Source organism: Litorimonas sp. WD9-15 (genome assembly GCF_050271975.1).
Taxonomy (GTDB): Bacteria; Pseudomonadota; Alphaproteobacteria; order Caulobacterales; family Maricaulaceae; genus Litorimonas.
Genome location: NZ_CP189850.1, coordinates 628,594 through 649,432 on the forward strand (window position 1 = coordinate 628,594; position 20,839 = coordinate 649,432).

General features: G+C 55.1%; 19 protein-coding genes. 14 read left to right on the plus strand and 5 right to left on the minus strand.

Features of this window, described 5'->3' with window-relative positions; all coding sequences use genetic code 11:
* The first annotated feature begins 37 nt into the window (after positions 1–37).
* From ACP9M6_RS03020 to ACP9M6_RS03035, 4 genes are all read left to right on the plus strand, one after another.
* On the plus strand, positions 38–634 hold the full coding sequence (locus tag ACP9M6_RS03020) for a hypothetical protein (RefSeq protein ID WP_427453321.1): 597 nt from the start codon (positions 38–40) through the stop codon (positions 632–634).
* An 18-nt stretch (positions 635–652) separates the two neighbouring features.
* A complete protein-coding gene (locus ACP9M6_RS03025) occupies positions 653–988 on the plus strand; it encodes a MotA/TolQ/ExbB proton channel family protein (protein ID WP_427453323.1) in 336 nt (111 codons plus the stop codon).
* Between the two features lie 79 nt (positions 989–1,067).
* The gene (locus ACP9M6_RS03030) at positions 1,068–2,630 is read left to right on the plus strand and encodes a YifB family Mg chelatase-like AAA ATPase (RefSeq protein ID WP_427453325.1); all 1,563 of its coding nucleotides are present in this window, start codon (positions 1,068–1,070) and stop codon (positions 2,628–2,630) included.
* Positions 2,631–2,787: 157 nt separating this feature from the next.
* Complete coding sequence (locus ACP9M6_RS03035; protein WP_427453327.1) at positions 2,788–4,005, plus strand: response regulator; 1,218 nt, start codon at positions 2,788–2,790, stop codon at positions 4,003–4,005.
* Here the strand turns inward: ACP9M6_RS03035 and ACP9M6_RS03040 are convergent.
* Positions 3,998–5,668: an AmpG family muropeptide MFS transporter gene (locus ACP9M6_RS03040; RefSeq protein ID WP_427453329.1), complete on the minus strand. Its 1,671-nt coding sequence runs from the start codon at positions 5,666–5,668 to the stop codon at positions 3,998–4,000. The genes ACP9M6_RS03035 and ACP9M6_RS03040 overlap by 8 nt on opposite strands.
* Positions 5,669–5,749: 81 nt before the next feature.
* Between ACP9M6_RS03040 and mutS the strand changes: the two genes are divergently transcribed.
* Genes mutS through ACP9M6_RS03065 form a run of 5 tightly spaced genes read left to right on the plus strand, consistent with a single transcriptional unit; the run spans position 5,750 to position 14,391 of the window.
* Complete coding sequence (gene mutS, locus ACP9M6_RS03045) at positions 5,750–8,500, plus strand: DNA mismatch repair protein MutS (RefSeq protein WP_427453331.1); 2,751 nt, start codon at positions 5,750–5,752, stop codon at positions 8,498–8,500.
* Between the two features lie 3 nt (positions 8,501–8,503).
* A complete protein-coding gene (gene glnD / locus ACP9M6_RS03050; protein ID WP_427453333.1) occupies positions 8,504–11,323 on the plus strand; it encodes a [protein-PII] uridylyltransferase in 2,820 nt (939 codons plus the stop codon).
* Positions 11,323–12,891, plus strand: a complete 1,569-nt coding sequence (gene murJ / locus ACP9M6_RS03055; protein ID WP_427453335.1) for a murein biosynthesis integral membrane protein MurJ — start codon at positions 11,323–11,325, stop codon at positions 12,889–12,891. Before glnD ends, murJ begins: the two co-directional genes overlap by 1 nt.
* A 12-nt stretch (positions 12,892–12,903) precedes the next feature.
* A complete protein-coding gene (trpS, locus tag ACP9M6_RS03060) occupies positions 12,904–13,926 on the plus strand; it encodes a tryptophan--tRNA ligase (protein WP_427453337.1) in 1,023 nt (340 codons plus the stop codon).
* Between the two features lie 3 nt (positions 13,927–13,929).
* Complete coding sequence (locus ACP9M6_RS03065; protein ID WP_427453339.1) at positions 13,930–14,391, plus strand: copper chaperone PCu(A)C; 462 nt, start codon at positions 13,930–13,932, stop codon at positions 14,389–14,391.
* On the opposite strand, the gene ACP9M6_RS03070 is transcribed toward ACP9M6_RS03065, so the two are convergent.
* Both ACP9M6_RS03070 and ACP9M6_RS03075 read right to left on the minus strand, forming a co-directional pair.
* A complete protein-coding gene (locus ACP9M6_RS03070) occupies positions 14,388–15,347 on the minus strand; it encodes a M48 family metalloprotease (RefSeq protein ID WP_427453341.1) in 960 nt (319 codons plus the stop codon). The genes ACP9M6_RS03065 and ACP9M6_RS03070 overlap by 4 nt on opposite strands.
* Positions 15,344–16,318 carry a M48 family metalloprotease gene (locus ACP9M6_RS03075; protein ID WP_427453343.1) on the minus strand — a complete coding sequence of 325 codons (975 nt, stop codon included), beginning with the start codon at positions 16,316–16,318 and terminating at the stop codon, positions 15,344–15,346. Before ACP9M6_RS03075 ends, ACP9M6_RS03070 begins: the two co-directional genes overlap by 4 nt.
* A gap of 105 nt (positions 16,319–16,423) precedes the next feature.
* Here ACP9M6_RS03075 and ACP9M6_RS03080 point away from each other — a divergent pair, with 105 nt between their 5' ends.
* From ACP9M6_RS03080 to ACP9M6_RS03100, 5 genes are read left to right on the plus strand one after another with little or no spacing between them, the layout of a single operon-like run.
* The gene (locus tag ACP9M6_RS03080; RefSeq protein ID WP_427453345.1) at positions 16,424–17,002 is read left to right on the plus strand and encodes a NifU family protein; all 579 of its coding nucleotides are present in this window, start codon (positions 16,424–16,426) and stop codon (positions 17,000–17,002) included.
* Between the two features lie 12 nt (positions 17,003–17,014).
* Positions 17,015–17,626 carry a tRNA (adenosine(37)-N6)-threonylcarbamoyltransferase complex dimerization subunit type 1 TsaB gene (gene tsaB, locus ACP9M6_RS03085; protein ID WP_427453347.1) on the plus strand — a complete coding sequence of 204 codons (612 nt, stop codon included), beginning with the start codon at positions 17,015–17,017 and terminating at the stop codon, positions 17,624–17,626.
* A 1-nt stretch (position 17,627) separates the two neighbouring features.
* Complete coding sequence (locus tag ACP9M6_RS03090; RefSeq protein ID WP_427453349.1) at positions 17,628–18,050, plus strand: GNAT family N-acetyltransferase; 423 nt, start codon at positions 17,628–17,630, stop codon at positions 18,048–18,050.
* Between the two features lie 54 nt (positions 18,051–18,104).
* Positions 18,105–18,512 (plus strand): Fur family transcriptional regulator, encoded by a 408-nt coding sequence (locus ACP9M6_RS03095; RefSeq protein WP_427453351.1) that lies wholly within the window; start codon positions 18,105–18,107, stop codon positions 18,510–18,512.
* Between the two features lie 12 nt (positions 18,513–18,524).
* Positions 18,525–19,322 (plus strand): hypothetical protein, encoded by a 798-nt coding sequence (locus tag ACP9M6_RS03100; RefSeq protein WP_427453353.1) that lies wholly within the window; start codon positions 18,525–18,527, stop codon positions 19,320–19,322.
* On the opposite strand, the gene ACP9M6_RS03105 is transcribed toward ACP9M6_RS03100, so the two are convergent.
* Together ACP9M6_RS03105 and ACP9M6_RS03110 are read right to left on the minus strand one after the other, a co-directional pair.
* Positions 19,319–20,128 (minus strand): UDP-2,3-diacylglucosamine diphosphatase, encoded by an 810-nt coding sequence (locus tag ACP9M6_RS03105; protein ID WP_427453355.1) that lies wholly within the window; start codon positions 20,126–20,128, stop codon positions 19,319–19,321. The genes ACP9M6_RS03100 and ACP9M6_RS03105 overlap by 4 nt on opposite strands.
* 99 nt (positions 20,129–20,227) lie before the next feature.
* On the minus strand, positions 20,228–20,785 hold the full coding sequence (locus ACP9M6_RS03110) for a hypothetical protein (protein WP_427453357.1): 558 nt from the start codon (positions 20,783–20,785) through the stop codon (positions 20,228–20,230).
* Positions 20,786–20,839: the final 54 nt, after the last annotated feature.

Here is a 20,839-nt window from a genome sequence, read left to right on the forward strand (position 1 = left end):
TAACCAAGCGGTCAGGACTGGCTGTTAGGGCAGAACCATGTTTCGGCCCTTTGCCATAATCTCGATTGCCTTATTCCTGTCCGCTTGCGGTGGGTCTCCCCGTGTCGAACCAGAGCAGATGATGACGCCCGCACCGAAAGGCACTTTTGCGCTGCGGGATTCTGTTGCCTATTCACAGATTGACCCGCGTTGGAAATCTGATCGTCTGGGCAACACCAATGACACAATGGGCAGTGATGGGTGCCTCGTGACGGCCACGGCGATGGCGTTAACCAATCTCGGTTTTAAGACGAATCCACAGGATTTAAATAAACGCCTGACGGCGACAGACAGCTATACGAAACGCGGCTGGCTGATCTGGGACGGCATTCGCCGCGTGACTGACGGCCGGGCCGTCGCGACATTTTATGACGAGGTCAATGCCGAGACAATTGATCAATGTATGGCCAATGGGGATTATCCGCTGGTTCAATTCTACCTGCCCAATGGCCGCTCGCATTGGGCCATGATTGTGCGCCATGACCAGCGCGGCTATCATATGCGCGACCCGCTGCGCACGAGCAGTAAGCCGCTGATTTTTCCAAAAGGGATTGACGGCTACCGCGCGGTACGATGTGTTGGGTTGGCGCCATAAACTGTTCGAAAAAACCTTATGATTCTAACGCTATTATTTCTTCCCTTCGCTTTTATTCTTCCAGCGTTGATTGTCATTTTTTGGCGAAGACGACCGGTGATAGCTTTTCTTCTCGCGGCTATCGTTCTCTTTCTTTCGCTTTCGGCGCCGGGTCTCATTCAAACCTTTCAGGCGATGATGATATACGGAACGGGCGATCCTGAATTAATGGCGGGTGGTATAAGTGTTGCGTTAATTGGCGCTATGTATTCACTCATTATAGGGTTGCCCATACTGGCCTTCATCCAATGGATTGCACGGCGAAATTATAAAAAGCCTGCGACGAAAAAAGAAACACGCGACGTTTTTCAATAAGGCCTCAAATAAAGTTCTTGCTTTGTTCTTATTAATCTGATTGCATAAAGACGAATTAAACACCGTCTGAGAGTCCCGCATGGTCGCCCGTCTCACCACTGTCGCTTTTCAAGGCACCGAAGCCCGCCGCGTGGATGTACAGGTGCAAGTTGTATCCGGTGCGAAACAGATTTTTAATGTGGTTGGCCTTGCGGATAAATCCGTATCCGAGGCGCGGGACCGTGTGCGCGCGGCTTTCGTCTCGCTGGGCCTGCATCTGCCGGGGAAGCGGATCACGATCAATCTCGCACCCGCCGACTTGCCGAAAGAGGGCGCGCATTATGACCTGCCGATTGCGTTGGGTTTGCTCGCCGCGCTGGGCGCGATACCGGAGGATGCGATTGAAGGTTTTACCGCGATTGGGGAGCTCTCCCTCGACGGAACCATTTGTGCAGTGCCCGGCGCACTGCCTGCCGCAGTCATGGCGAGCAGCCATGGTCTCGGTCTGATCTGCCCTGAGCCCAATGGGGCGGAGGCGGCGTGGGCAGGGGACCTTCCCCTGCTCGCGCCGCAAACTCTGGTCCAGCTCATCAACCATTTTAAAGGCACGCAAGTGCTGGCCCGTCCCGAAGCCGGGCAAATGCGCGAAGAGGACAGTGGTCTCGATATGCGCGATGTCCGGGGGCAGGAAACGGCGAAACGCGCTCTCGAAGTGGCGGCGGCGGGTGGACATAATCTCCTGATGGTCGGTCCGCCCGGATCGGGTAAGTCCATGTTGGCCGCGCGCCTGCCAGGATTGTTGCCACCTTTGGAAGCCAATGAACTTCTCGATGTCTCCATGGTCCATTCTGTGGCGGGCCTGTTGAGTAAGGGCGAGCTGTCTCGCGCCAGACCTTTCCGTGCGCCGCACCATTCTGCGAGTATGGCCGCGATGGTGGGGGGTGGTGCGAAAGCCAAACCTGGTGAGGCGTCTTTGGCGCATCGCGGTGTCCTCTTCCTTGACGAGCTGCCCGAATTTACACCACAGGTTCTGGACAGTCTGCGACAACCGCTCGAAACGGGGGAGATCACAGTCGCCCGGGTCAATGCGCATGTCTCTTATCCCGCGCGGTTCCAGCTTATCGCAGCGATGAACCCCTGTCGTTGCGGCACGGCGGGGGCCGATGGTTTAGCCTGTCGGCGCGGTGCGCGATGCGCGGCGGATTATCAGGGCCGCGTCTCCGGCCCCTTCATGGACCGGATTGATATCCAGATTGATGTACCCGCCGTGACCCCGGCCGACCTTGCCCTACCGCCTGCAGCAGAGGGGACGGCAGATATAGCCGCGCGCGTGGCCCGGGCCCGCTACGTGCAAATGGATCGGAATGACGGTGTTACAAATGCGGCATTGGCACAGAACATCTTGGAAAAAGTGGCGACACCGGATGAGGATGGGCGAAAACTTCTCGTCCAGGCGGCGGAAACATTGGGTTTGACCGCGCGCGGTTACCACCGTGTCTTGCGTGTGGCGCGAACACTGGCTGACCTGTCTGGATCAGACGCCGTCCACCGTCTTCATATTGCAGAAGCCCTGTCGCACCGACGGGCTCGCAAAGGGTTGGTCAGTGGAAATATGGCTCAAAAACCGTCAAGAATGCCGCAAAACCCACTCTATAAGTTCTAACAAAACCTTACCGGATTTGTTCAAGAACTCTCTATTTTACGCGTTCTGGTAACTGTTTTTTCAGATTGAGCGTTCACACATTCTATAAATGCCTTAACCATAAATGCGTCTTCCCGTGGGGTGGGCGTGGGTCGGGGCGAGCGATTAGGAATGACCTATGTCACCGGATGATATTTTTGCTGCACAATTCTGGCCCTGGCCTGACCCCGCGATCAAGCGGGATATGGAAGGCCGTGTTCTTTTTGTGAATGCTGCATTTTTGGCGATCTATGGAGGTCGCGTTGAGGACTGGCGGGGCCATGCCGTCGGCGGTTGGCCTGCGCCTCAACCGGCGTCCCAAGGCCAAGTCACCCCATATCGGTTTGAAACACGCCTGCCGGACGGAACCGGCGGCGAACAGGTCTATGATTGGATTGAACAAAGCCTCGCAGATGGAAACGCTTTTGCGCTTGCACGGAATGTCACCATTTTCACGCAATCACCGGACCCAGACCCGAGCGAAGTTGCGCATGTGCCGCCTGCACAACAGCCTCAGCAGGAAGAAGCAATCTATCAAGCGGAGCCCGCACAGTCCGAAGACGCCGCATATGCGCTGGCGACGACCTCAACAACTGTCCCCGCAGAAGCCCCTGAACCGCCCGTGAGTGAACAGGTCTTGGCTCCTAGCCTTCCAGATATCCCTATGCCTGAAATCGATATTCCAACGGATGATCATTACGCCCTGACGCAATCCGTTCCAGAGACACATCAAGCGTTTGAACCCGAGTTAGAGGCAGCTCCAGCCTCTGAAACCCTCACGCAAGAAGCCCCACGGGAGTTTGAACGTCGCGCGCTGCCTCTCGAGGCCGAGTCCGCAGTCTTGGGCAATAATTGGCGGGATGCCGTGATTGCGAAAGCAGTTGGCGCGGAAGACGCCGCTTCAAACCCTGACGCCCCAGTCGTTCCCGAAATTGCCGATATAACGACCCAAGGCTCAGGCGGCGCCATTCGTATTCTCTTGGCCGAAGATAACGCCATCAATGCGCTGTTGACGCGCACACTTCTCGAAGCGGAAGGTCATACTGTCGATACGGTTGAGGATGGTGCACTCGCGGTCGAAGCGATGAAAAGCTCCAGCTATGACCTGATCTTCATGGATATGCGGATGCCGAATATGGACGGCCTTGAGGCCACCCGAAAAATCCGGACGCTCCCAAATGTCAGCAAAGATCTGCCGATCATCGCTCTTACAGCCAATGCGTTTGACGACGACCGCAATGCCTGTTTCGATTCCGGTATGAATGATTTCATGACCAAACCCGTCAGTGCGGAAGAGCTGTCCGAAATGGTCGCGGAATGGACGGGCCCAAAGGCCGAACAACGTCTGGCTAGCTAAGGTTTGATTTTGCCTGTCTCTCGAGGCGGGCAATCCTGATCCACTCAATCCCGGCGAGAACACTGGCGAGCCCGCCAAATGCGGCGCAGAGAATAAAAGCTGTTGCGAAACCCTGTGTCTCAATAATCTCGCCAATTGCGGGACGGCCGAGCACGCCTAGTAAAAACACTAAACTTACTAATAATGCATATTGCAGGGTCGCATATTGTTTGCTGGCGATGGATGACAGATAGGCAATCGAGGCGGCGCTCGCGACGCCGACCGCGATATTCTCCAAAGCAATGACGGAGGTCAGACGCGCCATTCGGATATCTTTACCAAACGCTTCGAATAGATGATCGAGTTGAAGGAGGCTGAGAACTGGATCCGTATAAGTTGCACCCAGTGCCAAATCTGCAAAGAGTAGATTGGTCGCCGCTGCCATCACCGCGCCAACAAAGAAAACCGGCATTCGGCCAAAGCGCAACATGGCTAGCCCGCCGAGCGCGATCCCCGCAATCGTCGCAAAGACACCGACAAGTTTTGATGCAAAGGCCACTTCCGTCAATGTGTGACCTAATGCTCCGTAGTTCTCGCCCAGATAAAAGGGATAAGCAAAACCGCCCCAGATCAGATCCGTAAAGCGGTAGGTCAGAACGACGGCCAGAACAAGAATGGCGGCCCAACGCAAACGCCCGATCAATTCCATCATGGGTTCGACAATGGCGACGAAGAGCACGGCCAAAATACCTGGCTTTTCGATCGTCTCAGGTTTCGCGCTATCTGGCCGGATTTTATCCTGCCAGACCAGAACAGCCGAGACGACGAATAACCAGATCACCGTCGAAATGATAACCCACGGACCTTGCGTCCGCGTAAACGTTCGTGCGCTGTGATTTTCCGGATCGGTAAGAGCGCCAACTGCAAAATTCGCAATAAGATAGAACCCGAAAGCCCAACCGATAAGGACTAGTACGGTGCCGATATTGCGTTGGCTCGCGCTGAGCTTTGAAACAACGGTTTTATTCGTTTTCTTGATGATAGCTGGATTGGCCATCATGACGCCAATGACAGTCGCGCCAAGTAGGGTGGTAATGGAAAAGAATGTCGCCCGCCAGCCGATATAATCCGCGAGGATTAGGGCCAGCATCCCGCCCACAATAGAAGATATCCGATAGCCGAATTGCTCTACCGTTGATAATATATCCAGATGCATCCCATCTCGCGCACTCTCAATGCGCCACGCCGCTAAAACAATATCGAAACAGGACGAAGACACAGCAATTAATAGCGCCAGTAACCCAATACAGCCCAAACCATTTGGCGGGTCGGAGAGGGAGAGAAATGCCATGCCGACAGTTGAGATGCCGAGGAAGACGAACATCCAGAAACGGCGGGGTCCAATATTCAGGTTTAAAGGCGTCTTCCGCCCTTGCAAAGCGGCGGCCCACATAAATTTAAAGGAATAAGCCAGCAGGGCCCAACTCAACAGGCCAATAGAGGCCATGTTCACATCTGTTGTTGAAAACCAGGCATTCAATGTTCCGGCCACAACAACATAGGGCAGGCCGGACGCAAAACCGAGAATTAGCATGGCCAGAACCTGTCGGTCCGTCAGGGCCTGTTTCAGCGCCTGTCGCGTCGTCATTTTTTCGGGTATTTCGGCGGAGATCGTCTCTGTCATCTCTCGGCCATAGGTCAAAGCAGCCCGCTCGCCAAGCCTGTAGACCAAAGACCCGCGACTGAGCACAGTTTAGGCGCAGCCATGGCTTGCGAGCAGATGCAATATGGACCAGATTACATCTCTATGAATGCGCCCGCTAAACCCGATAAAGCTCATAAGCTGACGCCGATGATGGCGCAGTTTCTCGACATCAAACAGGATGTCGGGCCAGAGGCGTTGCTGTTCTACCGTATGGGTGATTTCTATGAATTGTTTTTTGACGATGCGGTTCGCGCGGCGGCGGCGTTGGATATTGCGCTGACGAAACGCGGGAAACACCTCGGCGAACCCATCCCGATGTGCGGCGTGCCGGTGCATTCATCCGAAGTCTATCTCCAGCGCCTGATTAAAAAAGGCTTCCGCGTCGCCGTGTGCGAACAGACGGAAAGCCCTGCGGAGGCCAAAAAACGCGGCAGCAAATCCGTGGTCCGACGAGAGGTCGTCCGCCTCGTCACACCCGGTACGCTGACGGAAGATAATCTGCTCGATGCGCGCGGCTCTAACCTGATCGTCAGCCTCGTCCGCACGGTCGCGGGAGATCATGCGCTGGCTTGGGCGGATGTGTCCGATGGAACATTCCGGACCTGCGCCTCTGACCGCGACGGTTTGGCAGCGCAGATCGCGGCGCTCTCCCCGCGCGAAATCGTTCTGCCCGAAGCGCTTTATCACGATCTGGATTTCATGACGGATTTGAGCGTGGACGGTATTGCCCTCACACCCCAGCCGGACACAAAATTTGACAGTCGTGCCGGAGAGCGACGCCTGTCAGAGCGGTTTCAGGTCGGTGATTTGGAAGGCCTCGGCGATTTTTCGAAGGCCGAAGTTGCGGCGGCGGGGGCGCTGCTCGATTATCTCGAACTGACGCAGGCGGGCGCGCCCGTTCAACTCTCCGCGCCGAAAGCGTCCAAAACTTCCGGCTATCTCGCGATTGATCCGGCGACACGGGCGAGCCTCGAGATTGACCGGACGCAGAAGGGGTCCCGCAAGGGATCGCTCCTCTCCGTCATTGACCGCACAGTGACGGGCCCGGGCGCACGGGAGCTTTCCGCACGTGTAAACCGTCCGCTTCTTGATGTGACGGAGATCAAACATCGTCACGACGCCGTGGAGTTTTTTGTCGCGCAGGAAGATTTGCGCCGCATGTTGCGGGGTCACTTGCGCGCGGCGGGGGATATGGCGCGGGCGGCCTCGCGTTTGGCATTGGGGCGGGGGGGTCCGCGGGATTTGAAAACCCTTGCGGAGACGTTGAAACTTGGCGAGAAAATATCGTCAGAGTTCGCAACCGCGCCGGATGTGCGTCCCGTGAAAAATGTGGAGGCGGCTCTGTCAGGCATCAGCCTGTCTAACAAAGTGGAGATCGCGGCGCTCGCGCGGGATCTGTACAAAGGGCTCCTGCCCGATGTGCCGATGCTGGCACGGGATGGCGGTTTTGTCGCGACGGGTTGGCGTCCGGAAATCGATACGCTGAAATCCCTGCGCGATGACTCGCGGCGGTTAATTGCGGGGCTGCAGGCGGATTACGCAAAACTCGCAAATGTCCCGACACTGAAAATCAAACATAATAACGTACTGGGCTATTTCGTCGAAGTCACACCCAAACATGCCGATGCGATGTTGTCCAAAGGCCAAAAAGAAAATCTGGAAAGTCCGTTTATTCACAAACAGACGCTCGTTTCCGGTGTGCGGTTCACCACTGTGGAACTGGCCGAATTAGATAGCAAAATTGCGAGCGCGGCGGAACGGGTTTGCGCCTTGGAAGTCGCGGTGTTCGAGGAATTTGCAAACCGTGTCTTGGCATTGGTGGATATCATTCGGGACATGGCGGCGGACCTCGCGAGGCTCGATGTGCAGGCAGGCTGGGCCGTCTGGGCGAATGAGTCCCTCTCCGTCCGGCCACAGGTCGATGACGGCTCGCTGTTTCACGTGGAACAGGCCCGCCACCCCGTCGTGGAAGAGGCGCTACGCAAGGACGGGGCCGCCGGCTTCACCGCCAATGATTGCACCTTGGACGCGGCGGCGAAATCGGCCTCGCGCCTGACCCTTATCACCGGACCGAATATGGCGGGTAAATCGACTTACCTTCGCCAGAACGCGCTGATTATTATTCTCGCACAGGCGGGTGGATATGTGCCGGCTGCTAAAGCCCATATCGGCGTGGCGGACCGATTGTTTTCCCGTGTCGGCGCCTCGGATGATCTCTCCAAAGGCCGCTCCACTTTCATGACCGAAATGATCGAAACAGCAGCTATCCTGAATCAGGCGACGGAGCGCAGTTTTGTCATACTGGATGAAATCGGACGGGGCACGTCGACGTTTGACGGGCTCTCCATTGCATGGGCGAGTGTCGAACATCTCCTGACTGTCAATAAATCCCGCGCGCTTTTCGCGACGCATTACCATGAGCTGACGGAACTGATTGAAGATCTCGACGGCGCGTCAAACGCCTCTCTGCGCGCGAAGGAATGGGACGGCGATCTTGTTTTTCTGCATGATGTACGTGCCGGCGCGGCGGACCGGTCTTACGGTGTGCAGGTTGCGAAACTGGCGGGTCTGCCCAGCGCAGCCGTGGACCGTGCGCGAACGGTGTTGGAGAGGCTAGAGTCCGATTCTGTGAATACAAATTCTGCTCCCGTCGGCCTGCCTCTTTTTACAGCGGCCCCGCCGCCACCCGCCCCAAAACCGTCAGAATTAGACCTTGCCCTCGCCCGATTGGATGTGGATGCGCTTTCCCCGCGCCAAGCGCTGGATTTGCTCTATGAGTTATCCGGCAAGGCAAAAGATAAAACAGGTTAAATCATGGCACGCAAAGCCAAGACAGTTTCAATTCCCGCGCGACCCAAAGCGCCGGACCCCGGTCTGGCCCGCAACGAACTTGCCGAAGAATTGGCCGCTATTGCAGAGGCGGGCGGTCCCAAGCGGCGGCTGAATGTCCTGACCTATCTGAAGTCGCAACTCACAGAATCCAAAGCGGATGTCCGCGAACGGTTCGAAAAGGGCCATCTTGACGGGTTGGAAACGGCGCGGGCGCTGGCGGCGTTGCATGACAGGATTATCATCGCGCTCTGGAATTTCACCTGCGCGCATATTGCGGTCGCGGAAAACCCGACAGAGGCCGAGCGGATTTCCCTCTGCGGTGTCGGGGGGTATGGCCGCGGGGAAATGGCGCCCGAATCCGATGTCGATTTGCTCTTTTTGGTCGCGGATAAAAAAGGCTCCGCCCATACCGAAAAACTCACGGAATATATGCTCTATATGCTCTGGGACCTGGGCCTGAAAGTCGGCCATGCCAGTCGCACCGTGGACCAATGTTTGAAACTAGCGAAAGAGGACCAGACCATTCTGACCTCTCTACTAGACCTCCGTTATCTGGCGGGTGATGAAGACCTTGCAACAGAACTTTACGCGGCTTTCCGCAAGACGGTCACCAAGGGCAAGGGCCGCGCCTATATCGCTGAAAAACTCGCCGAACGGGATGCGCGACATGAGCGCGAAGGCAATTCCCGTTACGTCATCGAGCCGAATATAAAAGAGGGTAAGGGTGGGTTGCGCGATCTTCATGTTCTTTATTGGATCACCCGTTTTCTCGACGGGACGCAGAACCAGACGCCCCGCGTCTCCGATCCGCAACGTGCGCGGAGCTATGTTGGTCTCGGCCTTTTTGACAAACGGGCAGCGCGACGTTTTCGCCGTGCGGCGGACTTTCTCTGGCGGACGCGGCACAGTCTCCATTGGGAAGCCGGTCGCCCGACGGAAACGCTCAGCTTTGATATGCAGGTCAAACTCGCTCCGAAAATGGGCCATGCCGTGGACGAAATCGAAGTCGCCGTGGAACGATTCATGCGCGAATATTTCACCAATGCCCGACATGTCGGGGCGCTGACGCGGATTGCCTGCGCGAAGTTGGAGGCTGAAAAAGCGCTGCGCCTGCCCAAGGGTTTGAGCGATCTCATGCCAGGCTCGCGTCGAAATTTGAAGAATGAGGATTTCACATTGGATCGGGGGCGGCTGACCTTTTCCGACCCCCTCACCATTCGCGAAAAGCCGTCCCAGATTCTGCAACTGTTCGAAACGGCGGGGCGCCGGAATGTTGATATCCACCCCGACGCGTTCACGGATATAGATTTCCGCCGCAATCTGATGGACCGCGATTTTCGCCGCGCGCCCGAACATTCGAAAATTTTTCAAAAGATATTACTCGGCGCGAAAGCTCCTTATGCCACACTGAAAGCGATGAATGAGGCAGGGGTTTTGGGACGTTATCTCTCGGAGTTTGGCGGGATCGTATCGCGCACACAATTCAATATGCATCATGCCTATACGGTGGATGAGCACACTTTACGTCTCGTCGACAATTTCGATGACCTTAGAAAAGGTCGGCTTGAAAAAGGGATGCCGATCACGTCGAAGATTGCGCAGACTATGACGGAGGGACAACGTCTGACCATGATGCTCGCCTGCCTGCTCCATGATACGGGCAAGGGGAAAGGCGACCAATGTATTGAGGGCGCACAACTCGCGCGGAAAGCCTGTGTGCGTCTTGGCATTGATCCGGATATGACGAATGATGTCGCGTGGCTCGTCCGCAGGCATCTGGATATGAGCGAGACGGCCCAGCGTCGAGATATTTCAGATCCCGACACCATCGCCGAATTTGCAAAACTGGTCGGGTCGAAACATCGCCTCGATTTACTGGCTGTTCTAACAGTCGTCGACATCCGCTCTGTGGGGCCCGGTATCTGGAATGACTGGAAGGCGACCCTTCTGCGCGGGCTCTATGTCGCGACGGAAAATTATCTGGAGGGGCGTGATGATCTTGCTCCGGCTGCGAAAGCGGCGTCGCTGAAGGAACAATTGCTGGAACGTTTGCCGGAAAGCCTGCCCGCCTTTATTTCTCCAATTACGGAGGAATTGCCGCAGAGTTACTGGCTCGGGTTTTCCATGGCCAAGCTCGTCATGCATGCCCGCTTTTTCGAAACACTGCTGAAATCCGGCCATGACGTGACAACGGACTCGGCGACGAAAACGCGGGTAAACCCCCGTCGGAATGTGACGGAACTCTGGGTGTTGACGCGGGACAGGGCTGGATTGTTCCGCGATCTCTCCCTCGCCATTACTGCGTCGGGCGCCTCTATTACGGGCGCGAGATTAAATACAGGCGAGACGGGACTCGTCATGAATGTGTTCTATCTTCACGGCGCGGACGGTGAGCCCTTCGCGGCCTCGTCGCACCACATGCTCGACAATCTCCGCCGTATGGCGCAGGCTGCTGCTGCTGGTCAGACGGATAAATTAAGCATTCCGAACCAGATCCGGTCCCGTCGTGCGGGCGCAATTCCCGTGCGTCCCCGCGTGAAATTTCCGAAAACCCGTAATGACCAGACCTGTATTATCGAAGTTCAGGGCCGCGACCGTCCGGGCTTGCTCTACGACCTCGCCGCCTGTCTCGCGGATGAAGAGTTCGACATCGCCTCGGCCCATGTTGAAAATGTCGGGACGATGGCGGTGGACGCATTCTATCTGCATTGCGCGGAACTGTCCGAGGGCCGAAAGAAAAATATCCGCGCGAAATTGCTGAATATATTGCGCGGAAAATCTGCGGATAAAAAAGCGGCCTGATGAAACTGCTCCGCTCGACCGCGATTATCGGATCGCTCACTCTCGTCTCGCGATTGTTGGGCCTAGTGCGGGATGTGCTCATCGCGCGCTATCTCGGCGCGGGCGCGGTGTCCGACGCATTTTTCACGGCGTTCAAATTACCGAATGTGTTCCGCCGCATGTTCGCGGAAGGTGCATTCAACGCCGCCTTTGTCCCGCTCTATGCCAAACGGATAGAGCGGGAGGGCGAGGAAGCGGCGGATAATTTCGCCTCCGAAGTCGGCTCCATGTTGCTCGTCGTGGTGCTGGGGCTCGTGATTGCGTTTGAGCTGACCATGCCGTGGTCGCTCAATATTATTGGCTTTGGCCTCGACCGCACGGCGGGCGCGGATGGCGTGGTGCCTTATGATCTGGCCGTGACTTATGCGCTGATCACAATGCCCTATCTCCTCTTCATGTCCCTGATGGCGCTGCTATCCGGCATAATGAATACGCGGGAGAAATTCGCCCTGCCGACATTGGCGCTGGCGCTCCTGAATGTCTTCATGATTTCCGCGCTGTTCTTCGCGCCGCGTTTTGGATTGGGCCAAGCCGATATCGGCCTCGCACTTTCCGCCGCTGTCACAGTCTCCGGTCTAGCGCAGGCGGGCCTCGTCTGGTGGGGCTGCAAGCGGGCGGGCGTGCGCCTGAAACTCCGCGCCCCAAAAGTCACGCCCGGCGTTAAACGGCTCGTCATCCTCGGCGTGCCCGGAATATTGAGTGCGGGCATCACGCAGATCAATCTGCTCGTCAGTCATTCTATTGCGACAACGCAGGCCAGCGCGGCAAGCTGGCTGACCTATGCGGACCGGCTCTATCAATTGCCCTTGGGCATGATCGGCATTGCGATGGGGATTGCACTCCTGCCCAGCCTGTCCCGTTCCATCCGGGCGGGGGATGAGGCGGGCGCGAAAACCTCCCTTAATCGCGGCATAGAAATCGCGGCCTTCCTCACCCTGCCCGCCGCCGTCGCGCTCTATGTCCTGCCCGAGTTTTTCATTGGCGGCATTTATGAGCGTGGCGCGTTTACAGCATCGACGACGGAACAAGTGGCCAAGGCGTTGCGCTGGTTCGCCCTTGGCTTGCCTGGATTTGTGCTTCTCAAAGTTTTGACGCCTGCTTTCTTCGCCCGCGAAAATACGCGAACCCCTATGATCTGGGCAGGAATTTCCGCTGGCATCAATATCAGTTTGGGCGTCGCTCTGTTCATGACAATCGGGTTTGAAGGCCTGGCGTTGGCGACATCCGTCGCGGCCTGGGTGAATGTCGCGGGCCTTTTTGTGCTGTTGCGCAAAAACGGAGATCTTGATCCGGATGCGCGTCTCCTGCGACACTTGCCGCGTATTCTTCTTGCCAGTCTCGTTATGGGCGCGGCGCTCTGGTTGGTGTTGCCCTATCTTCCCGACATGGGCGAAACGCATATTGTGATGGATTTTGTCTGGCTGGGGGCCGTCGCGTTCGCAGGCTTTGTGATTTACGCGCTGGCCGCAACCCTCTTGCGGGCCTATGACCGCGCGGATATAGGCAGGGCGTTTTCCCGCCGCTCTTAAGAAATAGAGATTATGTCTGAAGATTATAAAGGTCCGAACCGTGTTTTTTCCGGCGTGCAGCCCTCCGGCTCGCTCCACCTTGGAAATTATCTCGGCGCGTTGAAGAAATTCGCGAAGCTGCAGCATGAGCATGATTGCGTCTTCTGCATTGTGGATTTGCACGCCATCACGGTTCCGCAAGATCCTAAGTTGCTCGCAGATCAAACGCGGGAAATTGCGGCCGCCTATCTGGCGGCGGGTGTCGATCCGAAAAAAGCAATTGTCTATGCGCAATCTTCCGTCCGCGCCCATACTGAACTCGCATGGTATTTCAACTGCGTCGCCCGCACGGGCTGGCTCAACCGCATGACGCAGTTCAAGGATAAGGCTGGCAAGAATGCGGAGAGCGCGTCCGTTGGGCTCTACACCTATCCCGTTTTGCAGGCGGCGGATATTCTCGCCTTCAAGGGGACCCATGTTCCGGTCGGCGAGGACCAGAAACAGCATTTGGAATTGTCCCGCGATATTGCGCAGAAATTCAACAATGACTTCGATGCACCGAATTTCTTCCCTTTGCCCGAACCGCTCATCAAGGGGCCGGGCGCGAAAGTTATGTCCTTGCGTGACGGGACGAAGAAGATGTCGAAATCCGACCCGTCCGATGCCTCGCGGATCAACCTGACCGACACACCGGATCAGATTGCGAAGAAAATCCGCAAGGCGAAAACGGATACGGGAGCGGTCCCCGCAACAGTTGAGGAGATGGAAGGGCGTCCTGACATTGCGAACCTTATCGGTATTTATGCCGCACTGTCAGAACGGTCTGAGGTTGATATTATGACTGAGCATGGCGGTGGACAATTCGGTCCGTTTAAGGCCGCACTGGCCGAGGTTGCTGTGGAAACGCTGCGCCCCGTGACAGAATTGATGAACCGCTATCTCGCCGCGCCGGATGAGTTGGATGCGATATTGAAAAAGGCTGGTGATGACGCCGCAGAAATTGCAGATCCGATTGTCGCGGATGTGCGACGCATCATCGGGTTTAGAGGAGCTTAAATAGTGAAAAAATTACTTGTCCTGAGTGCTGCCATTCTAGCCGCTTGTTCCGCCGCCTCAACAGAGGAAGGCATCGAGATTTCCGATATCCGTTTCAATCCCCCACTTCCGGGGCAAACAACGGGTGTTGGGTTTATGAGCCTTGAGAATAAAGGTCCGGCTGACCGCCTGATTTCCGCCTCTTCACCGCTCAGCGATAATATCGAACTTCATACGCACCTGAATGATAATGGCGTTATGCGCATGCGGAAAGTTGACGCTATTGATTTACCTGCAGGTGAGACGGTCGAGTTAAAACCCGGCGATTATCATATTATGATTTTTGATACGGAGATGGTTGCGGGTGAGGAAACAACTGTCACGCTGGACTTTGAAACAGCCGAAGATGTGACGCTGGTCGTTCCCGTAGTTCCACGTGGGACGGCCCCGAAAGCGTCCGGCCATGGCAGTGATACGCAGTATTAATTAAAACTCAAATCACTCCGGTTTCGTGTTTTATTAATCCGGTCTAATTCAGTTTTGAAATTCTCATAGCGCGCGCCTGTCGTGGGGTGAGAGCTCTCAGGTAAATCTCCACCCTCATGAGGGTGGTCGGCACTTTCCCAATAGGCCACCGCACTTTCCACATCATATCCGGCCCGCGCCAGTAGCACGAGCGCCATGCGGTCGGCTTCCAGCTCCAAATCTTGACTTGGGGCCTGCGAGAAATGGCCTGCGATCAAGTGAGACATTTCATGCGCGACGACGAGGGCAAGATTCGTATCATCCGGTACAGTCTTCATTAGGGCTGATGTGATCAGGACATCCACCCCGTCCGTGTGCCCGTTCACATTATCCGAGAAAATCACGCGAACCGGGGCTTCGCAGGCCGTTTGTGGTTTGATGCGGGCCGTGAATTCGCGGCCCTGTGCTGTGCGAACCGTCAGGCGCGGACGCGCCAGCGAAAAGCCGTTGCGTATGACGGCTTCATTATATTTACGCATAGAGGGGTCGGAGCTAATTGGTTGGCTGTTGACCGATAATATGCGGTCCCCGGGTTCCAATTTTGCATCCCAAGCGGAACTATTGGGGCGAACCGAGCGAATATGTAACCCGTCCTCGGTCATATTCAGAAGCTCCATTGCGATGGGCTGAAGGGGCGGGGGGTAGTCGCTGAGGCGGTGAGTTGAAAAGCCTGGGTCACGATAGGTTTCCCCACAAAGCTCTGCATTGGCGATCCGCAGCGGCGCTGTCACACGGGCGAGGCGTTGGTTGAGATATTGATATTCCGCCAGCACATCTTCGAATTTCGTCTCGGCAGGTCGTTCAAATGATGGCGGGTCAATATTGATCGTCACAATTGGGTCTGCTGTCTCCGCCGCATTGGTCGGAGAGCAGGCACACAGCAAAACAGTCAGGGCCGCGTAAATATTTAATTTCAAGATTCGGATTTTGAGGCGTCCGTAATAAAGTTGGGATAAATTGGGTCACCTGCCGCTTGTTTGGCTTCAATTTCCGCCCGCGTTGCCGCGAGGCGCAGAAAACGGTACGGAAAGGCCGGATGCGTTTTGGCGCGGCTGATATTTTTCGGGGCCACTTTGGCAAGACGCCGCCAGAAATCCTCGACCCCTTCGGGAGAATATCCTGCGCGCACCATATAATACAGGCCGACATAATCGGCTTCCGATTCAAAGGGGCGGGTATAGCGTGTCCCACCCAGGCTCACGATATAATTACCGATCACTTTACGAATATGGCCCATCGTATTATGGCCCAGCTCATGCCCAATAATCAGGGCGAGCTCCTGATCGCTTTCCACAAACTCCATCATGCCTGCCGTTAAGGTGATGTTCCGTCCATCGGCATAGGCGTTGATGGCGGTACTGCCGGACAGACGGAGTTTATAATCACAGGCGGACACGCCCTCGACTGTAATGGCGAGTGTTTCATCGCCGCGTCGAATGTTGACGACATTATCGGCCAGAACCTCATCCCAATCATCCTCGATGTTCGCAGGCTCACCCGCATCATCCAGAATGACATCGCCGAGCTTAAATCCGGCCATAGCCGCTGGACTCCCATCCGCAATCTGGAAAATACGAGGTGTATCATCCGCGCCCAAGACACGCCCCGCGGCAGAGCGCAACCGTTTGGGGTATGATTTCAGCGTGTGGGTTTTGACGCCAATGGCGGGACGGATTTTTGGGCAGAGTTCCGCATTGGCTATCATAACGGGCCAGCCAACATTCAGCAATGTAGCCGCGTTTGATTCAATTTGGCGCAAAGCCTCCGTCTCTTGCAGCATCGTTTCAGCCGCGAGGTCAGGGGCGCTAATGTCCGGGAGCCGCGTGTCCAGTCCCGCACAGGCGGTTAAGACCAAAGCGGAGGCGAGTGTGAGAAGGCGGCGACGCATGATGTCTTATTGCACCTTATCGTCATGTGCGGTCAATGCGGGTTGCACATCACCCCTTCGTGTCCCAAATAGACGCCACGCTTAAACAAACCCCAGAGAACAGCCATGTTCATTCAAACCGAAGACACGCCGAACCCGGCCACCCTAAAATTCTTACCCGGCAAAGATGTTGTGGGGCCGGACGGCACTGTGCGCGAATATACGCGCGGTGATGATGTCGCGGACGCGCCTATGGCGGAAATGTTATTCATGATCCCGGATGTGCATCGCGTGTTTTTCGGCAATGATTATATCTCTGTCACACGCGGCGAAGACGCGCAGTGGAAGCACCTCAAGCCCGCGATACTGGGCGCGATTATGGATTTCTACGTTGCGGGCGGAACACCGCTCCTCGACCAACTCCAATCCGGTGCGGTTGAAGAACGGGTCTATGAAGGCGTGACGTTGGAAATTGTGGAACAGATCAAAGAACTAATCGAGCTTCGCGTCCGTCCCGCCGTGGCGCAGGATGGTGGCGATATTGTCTTCCGCCATTTTGATGAGGAGGACGGCATGGTCTATCTGGAAATGCGCGGGGCCTGTGCGGGCTGTCCATCCTCCACAATGACGTTAAAACACGGGATTGAAAACCTGCTGAAACATTATGTGCCGGAAGTGAACGGTGTTGAACAAGCCGTCGCCTAAGAGGCCTCTCCGATGATTGTTCTGGGGCTTGATACGACGGGGCCGGATTGTTCCGTGTCCCTTGTTGATGAGGCGAGCGTCCTCGCGCATATGTCTAAAAACATCGGACGCGGCCATGCGGAAGTGTTGGCGGGAATGGTCGAAAAGGCGTTTGCCTTGGCTGGTTTGAAACCGGACGCCATTGACCGTATTGCCGTCTGTACCGGCCCGGGCAGTTTTACGGGCTTGCGGGTCGCGCTGTCCTTCGCGATTGGTTTTGCTCTGCCGCGGAACCTGCCTGTGATTGGGATAGATGCGCTGGGCCTTACTCATATGAAAAATGAACCTACCGGTTCACCATACACTGTCCCTTACAAAGACATTCGCAGACAAGAAGTGATGTTCGGAACATATTCAGGACCTTGCCCATTATTTGCGTATCATCCAAAAACGGGCTCCATTGAGGAAGCAAAGGATGAAGCAAAGTTGCTTCAACTCGATTTAATAGAGGTAAAGTCTATCGACACGCGCATCCTCGCCTGGCTCGCCATCAATCTCAATCCCGCTGATTACCCTCCGGAGCCGCTCTATTCCCGTGGGCCTGATGCCAAATTGCCGGGCGGGGCATCTCCGCGCAAAGCCTGATATGCGTCGCCTGATAGTCGCAGATGCAAAAGCCATGGCAGATATCCATGCGGCGAGTTTCGAAAAGGGTTGGGATGCGCTTGAGATGAGCACCCATTGCCGAAAAGATATCTGTCTGGGTCTGGGTGACCCATTGTCAGCTTTTATCATTTGTTCTCACGCTGCGGATCAGTCGGAAATTCTAACGATTGCAACCCGTCCCACCGATCGACAAAAAGGTTTGGGCCGTGATCTTCTCAATCACACATGCGACACACTCCGAAATTTGGGCGTGGCAGATTTATTCCTAGAGGTTGCTGAGGATAATGAGGCGGCCAAGGCGCTTTATCGTAAAGCCGGTTTTTCTCCGATCGGCCGCCGCCCCGGTTATTATCGCCGCGCCAATGGCCGGATCGCCGCCATCACATTTTCGAAAAAGCTTTAGGTTCAACGCCGCCCTGCACTGGACGCGGGGCACCCATCGGCTTAGATAGACTGTATGACCAGTATTCTCGAAAAGAAATGCATCGAACGCGGCCTCCGTATGACGGACCAGCGCCGTATCATCGCCAAAGTCCTTTCCGACGCGAATGACCATCCCGACGCGGAAGAAGTCTATGCCCGCGCCACGGCCATAGACCCCAAGATCAGCTTGGCCACTGTCTATCGCACGGTGCGATTGTTTGATGAGGCTGGCATTATCGAAACCCACGATTTCCGGGATGGCCGCGCGCGATATGAGCTGGCCGAAGGTGAACATCACGATCACCTGATCGACGTTCAAACGGGTGACGTCATCGAATTCGTGGATGAGGAAATTGAACGGTTACAGGAAAAAATTGCCGAAAAGCTCGGTTATGAGTTAGTTGATCACCGGATGGAGCTTTACGGGCGAAAGAAGAAATAGACCCGCGCGTTTGTGTTCTCACGTCGCCTTGTTGATAAGGATGTCGCCGCTTGGCAGTTGGACGGTTTTGCCTGGTTGATCGACAATTTCGAGATTGAGCCGGGCTTGTCCGAAACTGAACTTTGGCTACCCACTCCTGAATATTATCCAGATGCAGGCGACACTCCACTGGCCGAACATTTGTTTGCTATTGTCAGACGACAATGTCGTTTTGATGATCGCGATAATTTCGAGTTAAAAGCCGAAGCGGGTCGACCGGATAGCTCGCTCGGCGGGTTGGCGATGATAAAGACGCGCGGGCAAACAGCTTGCGGCACCTATCAAATCATTCCGACCAAACATGGCGGCACGCGTGAGATCATCCGTTATGACGAAGGTCTGACGGACAAGCCCGCGCAACTCGTCGCGACCTTTGCGCATGAACTCGGGCACGCTCTTCACAATCGCGCACAGGAAGAATTAGAAGAACCACCCGAGCTCTATGAGCTTTTCACAGATCTCACTGCGGTCTTCATGGGCTATGGGGTTTTCCTTGCGAATGGTCGGTTCGAATTTTCGCAATTCTCAAATGCGGATATGCAAGGCTGGCAAGCAAAGGGGGCAGGTTATCTACCCGAAGCGGATCTCGTCTTTGCGACGGCCTTGTTCATGTCGATAAAGAATATTCCGGAGGCGGTGGCGGCTCCCCACCTAAAATCACATTTACGCAAAATGCTATCGAAAGCCTTTCGTCAAATTGGTAAGATGGAGACTGACGTAAAAGCTTTGCGCGAGCGTATTCCGGTACATCGGGATAAGCGAAGAGCTTAAACTGCGGCGACTTCTAACAGGGGTCTTGTTGTCGAAGACTCTTTCGCCATCACCGGACGATGGTGTAGAATTTCCCAGCGCCCGTCATGATGTTCGGCCAGCGCCGTACAGCTCTCGACCCAATCGCCGTCGTTCATATAGGTGATGCCATCGATGACACGCATTTCCGCCACATGGATATGGCCGCAAACCGCGCCGTCAAAGCCCTTGCGCTTGCAGTAATCGGCAACTTGATCTTCAAAGGCGTGGATAAAGTTCATCGCGCGTTTCGTGCGTGTCTTCAGGGACTTTGATAATGACCAATAGGGTAGGCCGAGTTTCCTCCGAGCAAAGTTCAGTTTCACATTCACCCAGAGCAGCAGATTATAAGCATTGTCGCCCAGATGCATGATCCACTTCCGGTCCGCCCGCATCAGTCCGTCAAACATGTCGCCATGGACAATCAAATAACGCTTTCCGTCCACGCCGATATGCGTTTCGCGATTGGAGAGTTTGACATCCCCGAAATTCATTCGGAATCTTAAAAAGCCGCGCAGGAACTCATCGTGATTGCCCGCTATATAACGGACATCTGTGCCGCGTTTCGCAGCCGTTAGGATACGGCGGATGACATTGGTATGGGCTTGCGGCCAGAACCATTTCTTTTTGAGCCGCCAGCCATCAATAATATCTCCAACGAGATAGAGCTGTTCCGACGTATTGTGCTTCATGAAATCGCACAACGCCTCCGCCTGACAGCCTTTGGACCCCAGATGGACATCGCTGATAAATAGCGCACGATATTTCGGTGTTGATGTCTCCCCCATAGGGCGGCGCGTTAAGGGGGTTTGGTGACAGGCGTGTGACGCGGCGGTGACGGGTTTATGACGGTGAAGTCAAGGTTGTTCAGTTATATTTTATATAATCTAGTTTGTTACGCCGTTTTGTCGTAACCAATCATTCCATTTTTTATAATTCTCTCTATCCGCGTCCCAGCCTGTAACTTTACAACGATCTTCAAGCTCTACAGATTTAACATCGTCGCTATTACAATCTTCATACGTGGGTAAATCAAAGTCGTTTCCGTTCACCAGCCAATCTTTTATAAGTATGTTTGGAATACTGTAAGAACAAGAATTGGTTAGGAGCGTGTCGTTTGGCTTCCAGGCTATAATAAGTGTAGGGTCGCCCATATTGAAATTCATGCCACAAGCAGCCCCATCTTGCTGATGGCGAACAAATGCATTGCTTTCATTCATTAATTGAAGCGGATAATTCACCTCAAACTTTGTGACGGCTTGCCCATATATCGACCGACCATCTCCATCCGGCAATGGTTGAAATGTAGTTTGTAGTGCAGTCCCAACAAACACGACATGATCAGCCACTGCCTCACTGACCCAACCTTTTGCAGGTATACAGCTACAGGCCCAAGCGGGGGCGGAAGTTAGGGCTAACATTACTGCGAGTAAAAAACGATACATACTTGATATAGTATAACAAAATCGATGGCGTGCAACCCTATCTTGCCTAAGCAG